At 72.3% G+C, this 15,358-nt stretch carries 16 protein-coding genes; 9 read left to right on the top strand and 7 right to left on the bottom strand.

Going from position 1 to position 15,358, the window contains the following annotated elements:
• Positions 1-6 precede the first annotated feature (6 nt).
• The 5 genes from IQ251_RS12480 (at position 7) to IQ251_RS12460 (ending at position 7,143) form a co-directional block, all read left to right on the top strand.
• Positions 7-1,191 (top strand): quaternary amine ABC transporter ATP-binding protein, encoded by a 1,185-nt coding sequence (locus IQ251_RS12480; protein WP_193928699.1) that lies wholly within the window; start codon positions 7-9, stop codon positions 1,189-1,191.
• Positions 1,184-2,095, top strand: coding sequence for an ABC transporter permease (locus tag IQ251_RS12475; RefSeq protein ID WP_370591365.1), 912 nt, complete (start codon positions 1,184-1,186; stop codon positions 2,093-2,095). Before IQ251_RS12480 ends, IQ251_RS12475 begins: the two co-directional genes overlap by 8 nt.
• Before the next feature lie 89 nt (positions 2,096-2,184).
• Positions 2,185-4,545, top strand: a complete 2,361-nt coding sequence (locus tag IQ251_RS12470) for an arylsulfatase (RefSeq protein ID WP_193928697.1) — start codon at positions 2,185-2,187, stop codon at positions 4,543-4,545.
• On the top strand, positions 4,538-5,440 hold the full coding sequence (locus IQ251_RS12465) for a formylglycine-generating enzyme family protein (RefSeq protein ID WP_502362405.1): 903 nt from the start codon (positions 4,538-4,540) through the stop codon (positions 5,438-5,440). The genes IQ251_RS12470 and IQ251_RS12465 overlap by 8 nt, the downstream gene beginning before the upstream one ends.
• Before the next feature lie 356 nt (positions 5,441-5,796).
• Entirely contained in the window at positions 5,797-7,143 is a 1,347-nt protein-coding gene (locus tag IQ251_RS12460; protein ID WP_193928696.1) for a dicarboxylate/amino acid:cation symporter, read from the top strand.
• 4 nt (positions 7,144-7,147) lie between these two features.
• On the opposite strand, the gene IQ251_RS12455 is transcribed toward IQ251_RS12460, so the two are convergent.
• A complete protein-coding gene (locus tag IQ251_RS12455; RefSeq protein WP_193928695.1) occupies positions 7,148-8,347 on the bottom strand; it encodes an MFS transporter in 1,200 nt (399 codons plus the stop codon).
• 253 nt (positions 8,348-8,600) lie between these two features.
• Between IQ251_RS12455 and IQ251_RS12450 the strand changes: the two genes are divergently transcribed.
• On the top strand, positions 8,601-9,641 hold the full coding sequence (locus IQ251_RS12450) for a LacI family DNA-binding transcriptional regulator (protein ID WP_228046655.1): 1,041 nt from the start codon (positions 8,601-8,603) through the stop codon (positions 9,639-9,641).
• A 12-nt stretch (positions 9,642-9,653) separates the two neighbouring features.
• Here IQ251_RS12450 and IQ251_RS12445 read toward each other — a convergent pair whose 3' ends face one another.
• Positions 9,654-10,553, bottom strand: coding sequence for a hypothetical protein (locus tag IQ251_RS12445; RefSeq protein ID WP_193928694.1), 900 nt, complete (start codon positions 10,551-10,553; stop codon positions 9,654-9,656).
• A gap of 119 nt (positions 10,554-10,672) precedes the next feature.
• Complete coding sequence (locus IQ251_RS12440; RefSeq protein WP_193928693.1) at positions 10,673-11,494, bottom strand: arylamine N-acetyltransferase family protein; 822 nt, start codon at positions 11,492-11,494, stop codon at positions 10,673-10,675.
• 163 nt (positions 11,495-11,657) lie between these two features.
• Here IQ251_RS12440 and IQ251_RS12435 point away from each other — a divergent pair, with 163 nt between their 5' ends.
• On the top strand, positions 11,658-12,416 hold the full coding sequence (locus IQ251_RS12435) for an SDR family oxidoreductase (RefSeq protein WP_370591364.1): 759 nt from the start codon (positions 11,658-11,660) through the stop codon (positions 12,414-12,416).
• Positions 12,417-12,426: 10 nt separating this feature from the next.
• On the opposite strand, the gene IQ251_RS12430 is transcribed toward IQ251_RS12435, so the two are convergent.
• Positions 12,427-12,690 (bottom strand): twin-arginine translocase TatA/TatE family subunit, encoded by a 264-nt coding sequence (locus IQ251_RS12430; RefSeq protein ID WP_193928692.1) that lies wholly within the window; start codon positions 12,688-12,690, stop codon positions 12,427-12,429.
• A gap of 178 nt (positions 12,691-12,868) precedes the next feature.
• Positions 12,869-13,201: a putative quinol monooxygenase gene (locus IQ251_RS12425; protein ID WP_193928691.1), complete on the bottom strand. Its 333-nt coding sequence runs from the start codon at positions 13,199-13,201 to the stop codon at positions 12,869-12,871.
• Positions 13,202-13,378: 177 nt separating this feature from the next.
• Between IQ251_RS12425 and speG the strand changes: the two genes are divergently transcribed.
• Together speG and IQ251_RS12415 are read left to right on the top strand one after the other, a co-directional pair.
• The gene (speG, locus tag IQ251_RS12420; protein WP_193928690.1) at positions 13,379-13,888 is read left to right on the top strand and encodes a spermidine N1-acetyltransferase; all 510 of its coding nucleotides are present in this window, start codon (positions 13,379-13,381) and stop codon (positions 13,886-13,888) included.
• Between the two features lie 69 nt (positions 13,889-13,957).
• Positions 13,958-14,572 (top strand): type 1 glutamine amidotransferase domain-containing protein, encoded by a 615-nt coding sequence (locus tag IQ251_RS12415; RefSeq protein ID WP_193928689.1) that lies wholly within the window; start codon positions 13,958-13,960, stop codon positions 14,570-14,572.
• Here IQ251_RS12415 and IQ251_RS12410 read toward each other — a convergent pair.
• A complete protein-coding gene (locus IQ251_RS12410) occupies positions 14,557-14,865 on the bottom strand; it encodes a GNAT family N-acetyltransferase (protein WP_193928688.1) in 309 nt (102 codons plus the stop codon). The two genes, IQ251_RS12415 and IQ251_RS12410, sit on opposite strands and share 16 nt — an antisense overlap.
• 26 nt (positions 14,866-14,891) lie before the next feature.
• Positions 14,892-15,326 carry a universal stress protein gene (locus IQ251_RS12405; protein ID WP_193928687.1) on the bottom strand — a complete coding sequence of 145 codons (435 nt, stop codon included), beginning with the start codon at positions 15,324-15,326 and terminating at the stop codon, positions 14,892-14,894.
• Positions 15,327-15,358: the final 32 nt, after the last annotated feature.

The following is a 15,358-nucleotide window of genomic DNA, read 5'->3' as shown; positions in this document are numbered from 1 at the left end:
ACACCATTGCTCCAGGCGATGAACGTGACCAAGGTGTTCGGGCTGCCCCCTGGCAGGGCCCGAGACCTGCTGCGCGGCGGTGGGGGAGACCACCGTGCGGCGGTCATCGGGGCCGGCGGGGTCATGGCCGTGGACGACGTCTCATTCGACGTCGAACGCGGTGAGATCTTCGTCATCATGGGGCTTTCCGGATCCGGCAAGTCGACGCTGATCCGGATGGTCAACCGGCTGGTGGACAGCACGGCGGGCGAGATCCGCTTCGACGGCGAGGACATCGCCGCGATGAACCGCACGCAGCTGCGCGAGCTGCGCAACCGGCGCTTCAGCATGGTCTTCCAGCACTTCGCGCTGTTCCCGCACCGCAGCATCCGGGACAACGCCGCCTACGGACTCAAGACCCGCGGGGTCGCGCGCGGTGCGCGGCTGGAGCAGGCCGACCGCGCGCTGGAGCAGGTGGGTCTGCACACCTGGGGCGATGCGCGCCCCGACGAGCTCAGCGGCGGCATGCAGCAGCGCGTGGGCCTGGCCCGGGCGCTGGCCACGGACCCGGACGTGCTGATCATGGACGAGCCGTTCAGCGCGCTGGATCCGCTCAACCGGCGCGCGATGCAGGAACAGCTGCTGGACCTGCAGACCCGGCTGGGCAAGACGATCCTGTTCGTCACGCACGACCTCAACGAGGCGATGCGCATCGGCGACCGGATCATGGTGATGCGGTCCGGTTCGGCGGTGCAGCTGGGCCGCGGTGCGGAGATCATCTCCGAGCCGGCCGACGACTACGTGCGCGAGTTCATCGCCGATGTGGACCGCACCCGCGCGCTCACCGCCGGTGCGGTGATGACCGAACCCGCGGTCACCGCGGATCCGGGGGAGACCGGGGCCGACGTGCGCGAGCGCCTGCGGCGCGCCGGTACGCCCGCGGCCTACGTGCTCGACGAGCAGCGGCGGATCACCGGAGTCCTGCACGCCGCGGACCTCGGCGCCCACGAGCGCCCCGCGGCCGAGCTGGCCGACCAGGAGTACGCGCGGGTCCCCGTCACGGCGCCGCTGGCCGACTTCTGTCACCTGGCGGGTCGGCACAGCGCGCCCGTGGCCGTGGTCGATGACGAGCGCAGGCTGCGCGGCGTCGTCGAGCGTGCGGCGCTGCTGGATGCCATCGCGTCCCCGACCGAGGAGGCCGCCCGTGCCTAGGATTCCGCTCGGTGAGCTCATCGATGCCGCCATCCAGTGGCTGACCGTGCACGCCGACGGCCTGTTCGACGCGGTCTCGGCGGTGCTGCTGTTCCTGGTCAACCTCGCCTACGGGGTGCTGGCCGCACCACCGGACCTGGTGCTGGTGCTGCTCCTGGCGCTGGTGGCCGCGTGGAGCACGCGCCGCGTGCTCAGCGGGATCGCCGCGGCGGCGGCGTTCCTGCTGGTGCTCGGCATCGACCTGTGGACGCAGACGCTGCAGACCCTCGCGGTGGTGCTGGTGGCCGCGCTGGCGGCCGTGCTTTTCGGCGTCCCGCTGGGGATCCTCGGCGCCAAGAGCGCCCGGGTGAGCGCCGTGCTGCGCCCGGTGCTCGACTTCATGCAGACGCTGCCGGTGTTCGTCTACCTGGTCCCGGCGGTGTTCTTCTTCGGTATCGGCGTGGTTCCCGGTATCGTGTCCACAGTGGTCTTCTCCATCCCGCCCGCGGTGCGGCTCACCGAGCTCGGCATCCGCCAGGTGGACGGCGAAACCGTCGAGGCGGCACACGCTTTCGGTGCCCGGCCGCGCCAGGTGCTGCGCGAGGTGGAGATCCCGCTGGCGTTCCCGTCCATCATGGCCGGGATCAACCAGGTGATCATGCTGGCGCTGTCCATGGTCGTGGTCGCCGGGCTCGTCGGAGCCGAGGGGCTCGGGTCGGTCGTCGTGGAAGGGGTCACCCAGCTCAGCATCGGTTCGGCCTTCGAGGGCGGTATCGCGGTGGTGATCCTGGCGATCTACCTGGACCGGGTCACCGGTGCGGCGGGCCGCGCCCGGCCGCGGTCCGGGCGTTGGTCCGCGCGGCTGCGGCGGCGCACCGCCCCGGCGAGCTCCACGACGTCGGACATCGACGGAACTGATCGGTAATCGATGCGGTGCGGTCCGGATCCGGGCCCGCACCGCACCTTCCGCCCGACCGGGCGGAGCGCACGAACATCCCGCGAACAGGAGTCCCCATGCCCGAGCGGCCACCCGACCGCACCCGGCTGCCGATCGCCGACGACCACCAGCCGGACGCCACCTCGCTGGACGTGCGCGACCAGGACCCGGCGTTCGAACCTCGGCAGCCGGTCCGCGCCCCGAAGGGGGCGCCCAACGTCGTCGTCGTGCTGCTCGACGACATGGGCTTCGGCGCGCCGAGCGCCTTCGGCGGACCGTGCCGGATGCCCACCGCCGAGCGGCTCGCCGACGGCGGGCTGCGCTACAGCCGCTTCCACGTCACCGCCATCTGCTCGCCGACCCGGCAAGCGCTGCTGACCGGGCGCAACCACCACTCGGTGGGCATGGGCGTGACGACCGAGATGGCGAGCTCATCACCGGGTTACACGGGAATCCGGCCGCTGAGCGCGGCCACCCTCGCCCAGACCCTGTCCGGCAACGGCTACAACACCGCTGCCTTCGGCAAGTGGCACCAGACCCCGGCCCGCGACGTGAGCGCTGCCGGCCCCTTCGACCGGTGGCCCACCGGGGAGGGTTTCGAGAAGTTCTACGGGTTCCTCTGCGCGGAGATGAACCACTGGTACCCGGTGCTGTTCGACGGCACCAGCCCGGTCGAACCCGAGCGCAAGCCGGAGGACGGCTACCATCTGTCCGAGGATCTCGTGGACCGGGCCATCGACTGGATGCAGGACCAGCGCTCACTGAAGCCGGACAGCCCGTTTTTCATGTACCTGCCGTTCGGCGCCACGCACGCCCCCTACCACGTGCCGCGCGAATACCGGGACAAGTACCGCGGCAGCTTCGACCACGGCTGGAACGAGCAGCGCGAGATCACCCTGCGCAAACAGAAGGAACTCGGCGTGGTGCCGCAGGACGCCGAACTGGCACCCTGGGCGGAGGGGGTCCCGCACTGGGACGACCTCTCGGCCGCCGAGCAGCGTTCCGCCGCCGCGCTGATGGAGCTCTACGCCGGGTTCGCCGAGCACACCGACGACCAGGTGGGACGTCTCGTCGACGCGCTGGAGGAAGCCGGCTCGCTGGACGACACGCTGTTCGTCTACGTCCTCGGCGACAACGGGGCCTCCGCGGAAGGGGGGCTCGGCGGCACGCTCAACGAGCACCGGTTCGCCAGCGGCATCCCGGACACCCCGGAGTTCATCCTGGACCACCTGGACGAGCTCGGGGACGCCACCACGCACGCGCACTACCCGGTGGGCTGGGCGCTGGCGATGAACACGCCGTACCAGTGGACCAAGCAGGTGGCCTCGCACTTCGGCGGGACCCGGGACGGCATGGTGGTGCACTGGCCGAACGGCATCGCCGAGCCGGGCGGGGTCCGCGACCAGTTCCACCACGTGATCGACATCGTGCCGACCGTCCTGGAGGCGGCGGGCATCCCGCACCCCTCAGCGGTGGGCGGCGTGGCGCAGCAGCCCATCGAGGGCACCAGCATGCTCTACAGCTTCAACGAACCGCACGCCCCGGACCGGCACCGGCTGCAGTACTTCGAGATGGTCGGCAACCGCGGGATCTACCGGGACGGCTGGACCGCGGTCACCCGGCACGGCACGCCGTGGGAGATGGTCCAGGACGGACGCCGCTACTTCGACGACGACGAGTGGGAGCTCTACGACACGAACACCGACTGGACCCAGGCGCACGACATCTCCGCCGAGCACCCCGGCAAGCTCGCGGAGCTCAAGCAGCTGTTCCTGGTGGAAGCCGCGCGGCACAACGTGTTCCCGCTCGACGACCGGATGACCGAGCGGGAGAACCCGCAGGAGGCCGGCCGGCTGGACCTGATGGGCGACCGGCGCTCGGTGACCTTCCACGCCGGCGCCAAGCGGCTGACCGAGGAGACCGCACCTAACGTCAAGAACCGCTCGCACGTGCTCACCGCGCAGGTGACGGTGCCGGACGGCGGTGCCGAGGGCGTGCTCCTCGCGCAGGGCGGCCGGTTCGGCGGCTGGTCGGTGTACCTGCACGAGGGTCGGTTGTGCTACGCGTACAACTACTTCGGGCTGCAGGTGCACACCGCGCGGTCCGCGGATCCGGTGCCCGCCGGGCCTCACGAGCTGCGCGTCGAGTTCGGCTACGACGGCGGGGGAGTCGGCAGGGGCGGTACCGCCGCGCTGTCCGTGGACGGTGCCGCGGCGGGCGAGGTGGTCGTGCCGGCCACGATCCCGTATTACTTCGCCTTCGACGAGACCTTCGACATCGGCGTGGACCGGGCGTCCCCGGTCACCGATGACTACCCGGTGGTGGACAACGCGTTCACCGGAACCCTGCACCGGGTGCGCGTCGACCTGGGCGAGGACCTCTACGACGATGCGGACGCGGCGCAGCAGCGCGCCCTGTTCCGAGCCGGCCATGAGTGAGGGGTGCTGCAGCCCGGGAACCGGGCGCTCGGTCCCGGACGTGCCCGCCGCGTCCGGGACCGCGGGCAGCACGCGCGGCATGGTCGCGCTCGGTGGCGAGTCGTTCCTGATGGGCTGCGCCGACGAGCACGCCTACCCGGAAGATGGGGAGGGGCCGCCGCGCACCGTGCACGTGGACGCGTTCTGGATGTCGGTCGCGGTGGTGTCCAACGCGGATTTCGCCGCGTTCGCCGCGGAAACCGACTACCGCACCGATGCCGAGCGGTGGGGCTGGTCGTTCGTGTTCGCCGGGCTGCTGCCGGACGACTTCCCGCCGACCCGCGGGGTCGCCGCGGCCCCGTGGTGGCGGCAGGTCGAGGGTGCGCGCTGGGACCGCCCGGAAGGCCCGCAGTCCGATGTGGACACGAGGTGGGACCATCCGGTGGTGCACGTCTCCTGGCGCGACGCCCAGGCGTACTGCGCGTGGGCGGGCCTGCGGTTGCCGACCGAGGCCGAGTGGGAGTACGCCGCGCGCGGCGGGCTGCGCGGGCAGCCCTTCCCGTGGGGCGGCGAGCTGGAGCCGGGCGGCGTGCCGCGGATGAACGTCTGGCAGGGGGTGTTCCCGCAGCGCAACGATCTCGCCGACGGGTGGTACGGGACATGCCCCGTCGACGGGTTCCCGCCGAACGGCTACGGGCTGCACAACACCACCGGCAACGTCTGGGAGTGGTGCGCCGACGAGTTCGCGGTGCCGCAGCGCCCCGACCCGGCGCACGCGGGCCGGCGCAGCGCGCGCGGCGGATCGTTCCTGTGCCACGAGTCGTACTGCCGCCGCTACCGGGTCTCGGCCCGGCAGGGGCTGACCCCGGACACCACGACCAGCAACACCGGCTTCCGCTGCGCGCGCGACGCGTGATCGGTGCAGGCGCCACCGGGCCACTTTCCAGGTGCGGCCCGGTGGCAGCCGGTACATCGGCGATACCGCCCGCAATGTTTCAACAGCGTGTTGACGGCCGCCGCGGTCGTTTCGGAAGTGATCCGGCGCACTCCTCACTCGAACGGGGAATAGCGAGCTCCGCGGTCGACTTGTGGCCGGACGTGATGAACACCGCCCGGTATTGCCTGCTGACCGCGCGGGCGCACGTCGACCTGCGCCGCCAGGCGAGCGCGCTGTAGTCGCCGCCTGCGAATCCGCCGTGCTGCGGATCGCCCGGCGCCCCCGCTCACCGCCCGACCGCGCATCCGGCGGGTCGGCGAACCCAGGAGACACCTGTGTCCACTTCGGACGAATCCGCGGCGCCTGCCGCCCGGCGCCCGCGGATCAGCCCGCGCGCCTTCGCCGTCGCCATCCTGACCTCGCTCGTGCTCGGTGCCGTCCTCGGCTGGGCCGCGCGCCGCACCGACGCCGAATGGCTGGTCACGACGCTGGACCTGGTCGGTTCGACGTTCACCGACCTGCTCACGTTCACCGTGCTGCCGCTGATCTTCACCGCGATCGTCGTGGGGATCGACAGCCTCCGCGCCGTCGGCGGCGGCCGCACCGCGGCCCGGCTCGGCGGCAAGACCGCGCTGTGGTTCGCGATCACGTCGCTGGTCTCGGTCGTGATCGGGCTGCTCGTCGCCACCGCGTTGCGGCCGGGTGCGGGGGTGCGCCTCGTGCCGGATGACGCCGATCTGCGCGAGGTGTCCGACCAGGAGGCCGGTTCCTGGTCGGACCTGGTCACCGGTCTCGTCCCGGACAACCTGATCAGCGCCTTCGCCGACGGCGAGACGCTGCAGGTCGTGTTCATCGCGCTGCTGATCGGCGCGGCCTGCTACGCGCTCGGGGACACGGCGAGGCCGTTCGTCGAGGTCAACCGGTCACTGTTCGAGGTGATCCAGCGCGTGCTCGGCTGGATCATCCGGCTGGCGCCGCTGGGCACGCTCGGGCTCATCGGCAACGCGGTGGCCACCTACGGCGGGGAGTTCTTCGCCCCGCTGCTCCGGCTCACCGCGGGGACGTACCTGGCGTGCGCGGTGGTGCTGTTCGGCGTCTACCCGGTGCTGCTGCGCGGCATCGCCCGGGTGAGCCCGCTGCGCTTCTTCGCGAAGAGCTGGACCGTCCTGCAGTTCGCCTTCGTGTCCCGTTCGTCCAGCGCGACCCTGCCGCTGAGCAGGCAGGCCGCGGAGAACCTCGGCGTGCACCCCTCGTACGCGAGCTTCGCCGTGCCGCTGGCGACCACCACGAAGATGGACGGGTGCGCGGCCGTGTACCCGGCCATCGGCGCGGTGTTCATCGCGGACCTGTTCGGCATCCCGCTCGGCTGGCCGCAGTACCTCACCATCGTGCTGGTCGCGGTGTTCGGCGCGATCGCCACGGCCGGCGTCACCGGCTGGTTCACCATGCTGACCCTGACGCTGGCCGCGCTGGGCTTCCCGCCGCAGGTCGTGGCCACCGGCATCGCGGTCGTCTACGCCGTCGACCCGATCCTGGACATGATGCGCACCGCGACCAACGTCGCCGGGCAGATCGCGATCCCGACCGCGGTGGCCCGGACCGAAGGACTGCTCGACGACGAGGTTCTCGCCAGCCCGTCCGGACCACCGCTGCTGGAGCAGCCGGCCGGGACCCGCGGCTGAGCGCTCAACCGCGGGCCGGCTCGGGGGTCTCCGCAGCGGTCTCCCGGTCCTCCTGCCGGCGTTCCCGGTGATGCGCGGACCCGGTCAGCACCGCGAGGCCCAGGCCGACCGCGGCGAGCACCGCGCCGATCCAGGCCGGCGAGGTCAGGCCCCATCCCGCGCCGATGCCCAGCCCGCCGAGCCAGGCACCACCGGCGTTGGCGAGGTTGAACGCCGAGTGGTTGGACGCGGCGGCCAGGGTCGGCGCGGTGCCCGCGCGGTCCATCACGAACACCTGCAACGGGGCGGTGACCCCGAATCCGGCGGCACCGAGCACGATGATGCCCAGCACCGCGGTCAGCGGGGTGTGCACGGCGAACGTGAACAGCACGAGCACGACCGCCAGCGCGGCCAGCGAGCCGTAGATCGTCGGCAGCAGGGCGCGATCGGCCAGCGGGCCGACCAGCAGCGATCCCAGCGTCATGCCCACGCCGAACAGCGCCAGTACCACCGGGATCGCACCGCCGTTCAGCCCGGCCAGCTCGGTCATCATCGGCGACACGTAGCTGTAGACGGCGAACACCCCGGCGAACCCGAAGACCGCGGTGGTCAGCCCGAGCACCACGGGGCGCCGGCCCAGCGCGGAGAGCTCGCTGCGCAGACCACTGCCGGGTGCGGCTTCCACCCGCGGGACGAACGCGGCGACCCCGAGTGCGGCGAGACCACCGAGCGCGGCCACGACCAGGAACGCCGCGCGCCAGCCGAGCAGTTGGCCGAGGTAGGTGCCGCCGGGCACGCCGACGATGTTGGCCACGGTCAGGCCCAGCAGGACGCGGGACACGGCGGTCGCCTGCTTGGCCGGGCCGACCAGCCGGGCCGCGACCAGGGTGGCCAGGCCCAGGTACGCGCCGTGCGGGAGCCCCGCCACCACGCGGGCGGCGAAGACCGTCGCGTGCTCGGGGGCCAGCACGGTGGTCAGGTTGCCCACCACGAACAACCCGAGGAACAGCAGCAGCGCGCTCTTGCGCGGCAGGCGGGTGCTCAGCGCGGTGAGCAGGGGTGCGCCGATGACGACCCCGAGCGCGTAGGCGGAGATGAGGTGGCCTGCCGAGGACAGCGGCACGCCGAGATCGGCGCCGACCTCGGGAAGCAGGCCCATGATGACGAACTCGGTGGTGCCGATGGCGAATGCGCCCAGAGCCAGGGCGAGCAGCGCCACAGCCATGCGGTGTCTCCTCGTCGAACGGTGGGTTCGGCACGGCGGGCAGCAGTGGTGCGGGCCCGGCATCCACGGCGGTCCCGGCAACGGTTTAGCACGTGCCAAATCCAGGGTCGCAGCTCGCGCCCCGCGCAGCCAAACCCGCGGGCTGTGACACCCCTCGCTCCGCGGCCGGTGTGGATCCGCAGCGGACCGGCGCGGATACCATCGCCGGCGCGGGGCGGTGCGGCCCCCGCATCCGACGAGCCTGGAGGCGCCGATGGCCGACGGCGAGCCCGCGCGCGGCGGAAACCGTCCTCGCGGCAGGCGCACGACCATGGCCGACGTCGCCGCGCACGTGGGGGTGTCCCGGCAACTCGTCTCGCTGGTGCTCGGCGACCGGCCCGGCCCGAACCCGAAGACCCGCGAGCAGATCCTGCGCGCCGCCGAAGATCTCGATTACCACGCCGACACCGCCGCCCGGCTGCTGCGCAGGCAGCGCAGCCGCCAGCTCGGGGTGCTGTTCACCATGGAGCACGCCCTGGACGCGCACATCGTGGAAGGCATCTACACCGCGGCCGCGCGGTTCGACTACGGCGTCGTGCTCAGCGCGATGCTGCCCGCCCGCAGCCTGCGCGCGGCCCTCGACGACCTGCTCGGCCTGCGCTGCGAAGCCCTGGTGCTCATCGGACTGTCCGCGGAGGCACCCGCGCACCTGGCCAAGATCGCCGAGCAGCTCCCCGTCGTGGAGATCGGCCAGCACACCGGCGCCGCGGGCACCGACAGCGTGCGCACCGACGACGTCGCGGGAGCCCGGCTGGCCGTCGACCACCTCGCCGGGCTCGGCCACCGGGACATCCTGCACGTGGACGGTGGTGAGCTGCCCGGGGCCGCGGAACGCCGGCGCGGCTACACCGACGCGATGCGCGCCCGCGGGCTCACCGAGCACACCGAGATCCTCGGCGGGGACTACACCGAGGAGTCCGGCGCCCGGGCGGCCCGCGCGCTGCTGGACCGGGACCGGCTGCCGACCGCGGTGCTGGCGGGCAACGATCCATGTGCGCTCGGGCTGCAGGAGACGCTCGTGCGCGCGGGAGTGCGCGCGCCGCAGGACATTTCCATCATCGGTTACGACGACAGCAGCACGGCCGCGCTGTCCTTCCTCGACCTGACCTCGGTGCGCCAGGACGCCCAGCAGTACGCGGACCTGGCGGTGCGCTGCGCCGCCGAGCGCCTCGACGACGGCCGCACCGCGCGCCGGGACATCGTGCTGTCCCCGACGTTGACCGAACGCGGCAGCACCGGCCCGCCGCGCCCGTAGCGGGACCTGCGCTCACGGACGCGGATCGGCCGGGGCGCCGACCCGCAGCAGCAGGTGCGCCACCCCGCCGATGCGCAGTTCGGCCGCGAGCTCCTCGCGCACCGCCGGGAACCGCAGCGGCCGGGTGATCATCGTGGCCACGAGTCCGATCCGCACCGCCTCCAGCCAGGCTTGCTGCGCGGCGGCACCGGCGCGCAGCTGGTCCAGCGGACCGTCGATGAGCGAACTGACGACCAGCACCGAACCACCTAGCGCGGCTTGATCCGGATCCCGCGGGTCCGGGATCCGCGGCGTCATCGCGGTGAGCGGTCCGGCATCGGCGAGCTGCCCGCTGCGCGGCGGCGGGATGTCGAGTTCCCCCGCGGCTTCCTCCACCGCCTCCCAGCCGGCCCGCTGCAGCGCCCGGGCCAGCACCTCGTGCTGCTCGGCGCCGGTCACCCAGATCGCCCGCCGTCCCGCGGCCGCCCGCACGTCCTCGCGCAGCGGAGCGGGTACCGGAGGAGCCGACAGCACCCGGTGCTCGTCCGGATGGGTCTGCATCGCCCGGGCCAGCTGCCGGTCGGTCTCGTCGGGGACATGCCGGTGCGTGGGGGTCACCGTGGCCGCCGTGTGTTCTTCGTCGGCGTGCCAGCGCACCCGGGAGTCCCAACCGAGCAGCCGCATCGCCACGCTCAGGTTCGCCGCCGCGGCCCCGCAGGACAGCCGCCGGTCGCGCGCCTGCCAGTCCCGCTCGCGCGGTCCGTCCGCGGAATGCTCGCTGAGCACCACCGAACGGCCCCGCCGCTGCGGCGACCACGGGCGCTCGTCGACGCCCGGCGGTAACCGGCGCAGCGCGTCGAGCAGCGCCGGCTCGTCCGCTCTGGGCCAGGGGCCGCGTTCGCGCCCCCGCTCGCGCCGGTGGAACCAGTGCATCCGACGACCAGCACCTCTCGCGTCGGGCCAGGAGACCACCGTGCCGGTTGGGCGTGTGTCCGGACAGGGGCATTCGTCCCGGCCCTGACCAGGCATCCCGCCATCGTGTGAAGATCGGCTCAGCGCACGCCGTCCGGCAGGCCCATCTCCTCGCGGAGCACGCGCCGGACCTCCTGCTCATCCGTGAGTTCACGGGTGCGCGCGGTACCGGTGTGCTCATCGGTGATGGTGAGCTCGCGCCCGGACAGCGAGCGGTGCACGCCCGGTTCGGTGCGCTGCACGGCCGGACGGTCGCGGAACGGCGAGCGCGGGTGGGTGGCGATGTACCAATTGGCCACGTCCAGATCGATCCGCGCCGCGGGTTCGGCGCTGAGCGCGTACTGCGGGACCCACCGGTCACCCGCGCGCGCCTCCAACACCCAGCTGTCGTACCCGTCGGCACCGGGCCACCGGCTCAGCCGGTGCCGCCGGGTGCCGGCAGCGCGTTCGGCGCCCGCGGTGAACGGGAGGGGCTCGATCGGCGCCCCGATCGAGCCGAACCCGACATCGGTCAGGAACCGGGTGTCTTCCCCGGGGACGTCGACCAGCAGTGCCGCGTGGGTGCGCGGCCGCGAGGCGGGGTCGTCGGTGCCGACGAGCACCCGGCCGGTGAGTAGCCGCACACCGAATCCGACTCGTTCCAGCACGGCGGCCAGCAGCAGGTTGTGCTCGAAGCAGTAGCCGCCCCTGCCCCCGCGCACCAGTTTGTCCTGCAGGTCGGCGAGCGCGAGCGAGGGCACGGATCCGCCGACCACGTCCAGGTTCTCGAACGGGATGCTCATCAGGTGCCCGCGCTGCAGCGCGGACAGGGTGCCCAGGTCCGGGGCGTCCGGCGGGCCGGGGAACCCGATGCGCTCCAGGTAGGCGGGAAGGTCCAGTGCGGACGCGGTCGGCGCGGTCATCGGTGGGCGTGTTCTCCTCTGCGTCTCCCCGGCGGCGCTGCTGCCGCCTCCTCTCGTTCTACTCCCGCCTGGACACCGCGGTCGAGTGTGGTCCAGGCCGCCTCGGCGGGCGGTGCTAGCGTGCGAGTACTGGGAACGTGCCGATGGAAACGTGGAAAGGGTGGTGGCGATCGTGCAGGTGGCGGTCCTCGGAGCTACCGGAACCGCCGGGGCCCGGACGTTGGCGCAGCTGCGTGGACGCGGGATCGCGGCGACCGGGTTGTCCCGCGCGTCCGGTGTGGATCTGCTGACCGGTGCGGGGCTGCACGAGGCGCTGGCTGAGGCGGATGCGGTGATCGACGCGTCGCAGCCGCTGCCGTCCGACGGTGGGTCGGGGATGCGCGAGGCGCTGGCCGCGGCCACCCGCAACGTGGTGCGCGCGTGCGCCGACCAGAACGTGGGGCACCTGGTGTTCCTGTCGATCCTCGGCATCCACGATCCGCGGCTTGCCGGGTTCGAGTACTACGCGGGCAAACGGGATCAGGAGGCGGAGCTGGCGGACAGCCCGGTGCCGGTGACGCTGGTGAAGACCACGCAGTGGCACGAGTTCGCGACCAACCCGTTCGCCGTGTCGTTCGGCGCGGACGAGGTCGCGGTGCAGGACTGGCTCGTCCAGCCGGTGGCCGCCGACAGCGTCGCCGGAACCCTCGCCGACGCCGCGGTCGGCGATCCGGACACCGCGACCCGGCGCATCGCCGGTCCGGAGGTGCTGCGGCTGCCTGAGCTCACCGAGCGCGTGCTGGCCCGTACCGGCGATCCGCGCCCGGTGCGGAGCGTGCCCGCCGACCCCGTCGCGCTCGGCGAGGGTGCGCTGCTGGCCGGGGATGACGCGGAGATCCTGCCGCCGGACGTGCCGACCTGGCTGGCGGGCGCCTCCGGCTGAGGCGGGGGCGTCAGTTCTGCTGCTTGTCCCGCGTCTCGTCCTCCGCGGCCGCGCCGGAGCGGTCGGTCGCGGAGCCGCCGCCCGCGGGCAGCGCGTCGGCGCTTTCGGACCGTTCGCTCTTCGCGCGCTCCTCGTCCTGGCTGAGCCCGCGGGCCTCGGCCTTGAGGACCCGGGCGGACTGACCGAGGGAGCGGGCCATCTTCGGGAGCTTGGAGGCGCCGAACACGGCGACCAGAACCAGCACCACGATGAGGATTTCCCAGGTACCAGGCATGTGAACCTCCGTGAAGCGCGGATACCCGCCGGATCCTACCCGCTGCGTTCCCTCGGGGATCCGCCAACCCGCGCCGTGACCCGAAAATCGCGCGCCTATGTCCGAAACACGCCGGAATGTCCGGCATCTCGATGTCCGGCGAGTGCGCTGGTCGGGCCCGGCGCGGAACGAGGCGGAGTCAGTCCGAGCCGGGGACTGCCATCTCGCCCAGCAGCGACCAGTCGTCCTGGTCCACCGTCGTGTTGACCACCCGGGGCGTGCGCACCAGGTACGGCGGCAGCGCGTCCTGGGCGGCCTTGAAGTGGTCGGACTGCACGTGGGCCGCGCCCGCCTCCCCGTCCCGGAAGGCTTCGACGAGCACGTACTCGGTCGGGTCTTCGACGCTGCGCGACCAGTCGAACCACAGGCAGCCGGGCTCGGCGCGCGTGGCCCGAGTGAAGTCCGCGGCGATCTCCGGCCACCGGTCGGCGTGCTCGGGCACCACGGAGAACTTTGCGGTAATGAAGATCATGGGTTCCTCGATCCGTCGGGGTCGGGCCCACGGTAACGCACCCCGCCGCTCCGTCGGTCCACCGAGGACCGCCGGGTCGATCCACAGTGGATCCGACCGTCCCGATCGCGCGGTGGTCGCCGCGGAGCGCGGCGTTCTGCGTTGCGCCCGGCCGCACGGGTCGTCGATGCTGCCGGGATGGCGATTCGACTGCGCGCGCTGGAACGCGACGATCTGCGGTTCGTGCACGGGCTGAGCAACAACTCGCAGATCATGTCCTACTGGTTCGAAGAGCCGTACGAGGCGCTGGTGGAACTGCAGGACATCTACGACCGGCACATCCACGACGTCCGGGAGCGCCGCTTCGTGATCGAAGTGGACGGGGAGCGCGGCGGGCTCGTCGAACTGGTGGAGATCGACTACATCCACCGCAACGCGGAGTTCCAGATCATCGTCGCACCGGACCACGAGGGGCGCGGTGTCGCCGGCCGGGCGACCCGGATGGCGCTGGATTACGCCTTCTCCGTGCTGAACATGCACAAGATCTACCTGCTGGTCAGCACGGAGAACCCGAAAGCCATCCACATCTACCAGAAGGCGGGTTTCCGGACCGAGGGCGAGCTGCGCGAGGAGTTCTTCGCCGGCGGGCGCTACCACAACGCGCTGCGGATGGGTGCTTTCCAGCGTGATCACCTCGGGCGGCAGTAGCCCGGGTGTTTGCGCCACGGCGGGTGGGGGAACACCGCCGGTCGGAGATCGAGAGCACAGGAGGTGCGCATGACAGCCGATATCACCGGTCGCGCGGTCGCGTTCCTGGTCGCGCCGGAGGGCATCGAGCAGGTCGAGCTGACCGAGCCCTGGACGGCGGTCGAGCAGGCGGGCGGCGATCCGGTCCTGGTGTCCACGCAGTCCGGCCGGGTGCAGGGCTTCCACCACCTGGACAAGGCGGACACGTTCCCGGTGGACGCGGTCGTGGGCGAGACCGGCGCGGACTCCTACGACGCCCTGGTGCTTCCGGGTGGCGTGGCCAATCCCGACTACCTGCGCACCGTGGGCGACGCGGTGCGATTCACGCACGCGTTCTTCGAGCAGGGCAAGCCGGTCGCGGCGATCTGCCACGCGCCCTGGCTGCTCGTCGAGGCCGACGTGGTGCGCGGACGCACGGTGACCTCGTTCCCGAGCGTGCGCACCGACCTGGTCAACGCCGGAGCCGAGTGGGTGGACCGCGAGGTGGTGACCGATCGCGGGCTGGTCACCAGCAGGACGCCGAAGGACCTGGCGGCGTTCAACGCGAAGCTCGTGGAGGAGATCGCCGAGGGTGAGCACCGGGCCCAGGCCCGCAGCGCTGAGCGCGTCTCGGCAGGGCCGGCAGGCGGTCACAGCCGGAAGTAGGTGTGCTTGTCCTCCGGCACGAGGTCGAGGTACTCGCGGTGCCCGTCGATGAAGCTGCGCACGAACGGGCAGTACGGCAGCACCGCCAGTCCGCGGCGCCGCGCCTCGTCCAACGCACCGCGCACCAGGGTGCTGCCGAGGCCGCGCCCTTCGAACCGCGGGTCGATCTCGGTGTGGATGAAGGCGATCGCCCCGCGCTGCAGCCGGTACTCGGTGAATCCGGCGACCTCGTCCCCGGTGCGCACCTCGAAGCGGTGCTGTTCGGGGGCGTCGACGACCTCGGTCGGGGGCACGTGACCTCCTCGGGGATCGGTGCCGCTCACACCGCGGTTCGCACCACGACGACCGGGCAGGCCGCGTGGTGGGTGATGTAGGCGGTAACCGATCCCAGCAGCGCTTTGCTGAACCCGCCGCGCCCGCGGTTGCCCAGCACCAGCAGTTCGGCGTCCTCGGCACTGCTCAGCAGCGCCTTGGCCGGGTGGCCGTTGGCCACCTCGCGCCCGATGGTGATCCCGCCCTGGTCATCGGCGACCTCGGCGATGACCTCGCCGAGGATGTGCGCGGCGTTGGTGTTCAGGTCGTCCCGGCTGGGCGCGGCTTCCCAGCCGTAGATCGGCGGCGCGTCCCAGGAGATCACCGCGGACACCCAGCCACCGGTGAGCCCGGCTTGCCGGAGGGCCCAGCGCAACGCCGCTTTGGACGGTTCCGAGCCGTCCACACCGACCACGATCTTGCCGCCCGATGCCGCGCTCATGAGCACCTCCGGTCGAGCACCTGTTCCGATGC

This window comes from Saccharopolyspora montiporae, assembly GCF_015209505.1.
In the GTDB taxonomy this organism is placed as follows: domain Bacteria; phylum Actinomycetota; class Actinomycetes; order Mycobacteriales; family Pseudonocardiaceae; genus Saccharopolyspora; species Saccharopolyspora montiporae.
The sequence above is the reverse complement of the archived record's forward strand: the minus strand, read 5'-3'. Positions and strand labels throughout refer to the sequence as shown.

What these genes read in the sequence shown, in the direction of transcription:
- IQ251_RS12470 (WP_193928697.1), top strand. Translation starts at nt 2,185, where the DNA reads ATGCCCGAGCGGCCACCCGACCGCACCCGGCTGCCGATCGCCGACGAC.
- IQ251_RS12465 (WP_502362405.1), top strand. Translation starts at nt 4,538, where the DNA reads ATGAGTGAGGGGTGCTGCAGCCCGGGAACCGGGCGCTCGGTCCCGGAC.
- IQ251_RS12455 (WP_193928695.1), bottom strand. Translation starts at nt 8,347, where the DNA reads ATGGCTGTGGCGCTGCTCGCCCTGGCTCTGGGCGCATTCGCCATCGGC.
- IQ251_RS12450 (WP_228046655.1), top strand. Translation starts at nt 8,601, where the DNA reads ATGGCCGACGGCGAGCCCGCGCGCGGCGGAAACCGTCCTCGCGGCAGG.
- IQ251_RS12445 (WP_193928694.1), bottom strand. Translation starts at nt 10,553, where the DNA reads ATGCACTGGTTCCACCGGCGCGAGCGGGGGCGCGAACGCGGCCCCTGG.
- IQ251_RS12440 (WP_193928693.1), bottom strand. Translation starts at nt 11,494, where the DNA reads ATGACCGCGCCGACCGCGTCCGCACTGGACCTTCCCGCCTACCTGGAG.
- IQ251_RS12430 (WP_193928692.1), bottom strand. Translation starts at nt 12,690, where the DNA reads ATGCCTGGTACCTGGGAAATCCTCATCGTGGTGCTGGTTCTGGTCGCC.
- IQ251_RS12425 (WP_193928691.1), bottom strand. Translation starts at nt 13,201, where the DNA reads ATGATCTTCATTACCGCAAAGTTCTCCGTGGTGCCCGAGCACGCCGAC.
- speG (WP_193928690.1), top strand. Translation starts at nt 13,379, where the DNA reads ATGGCGATTCGACTGCGCGCGCTGGAACGCGACGATCTGCGGTTCGTG.
- IQ251_RS12415 (WP_193928689.1), top strand. Translation starts at nt 13,958, where the DNA reads ATGACAGCCGATATCACCGGTCGCGCGGTCGCGTTCCTGGTCGCGCCG.
- IQ251_RS12405 (WP_193928687.1), bottom strand. Translation starts at nt 15,326, where the DNA reads ATGAGCGCGGCATCGGGCGGCAAGATCGTGGTCGGTGTGGACGGCTCG.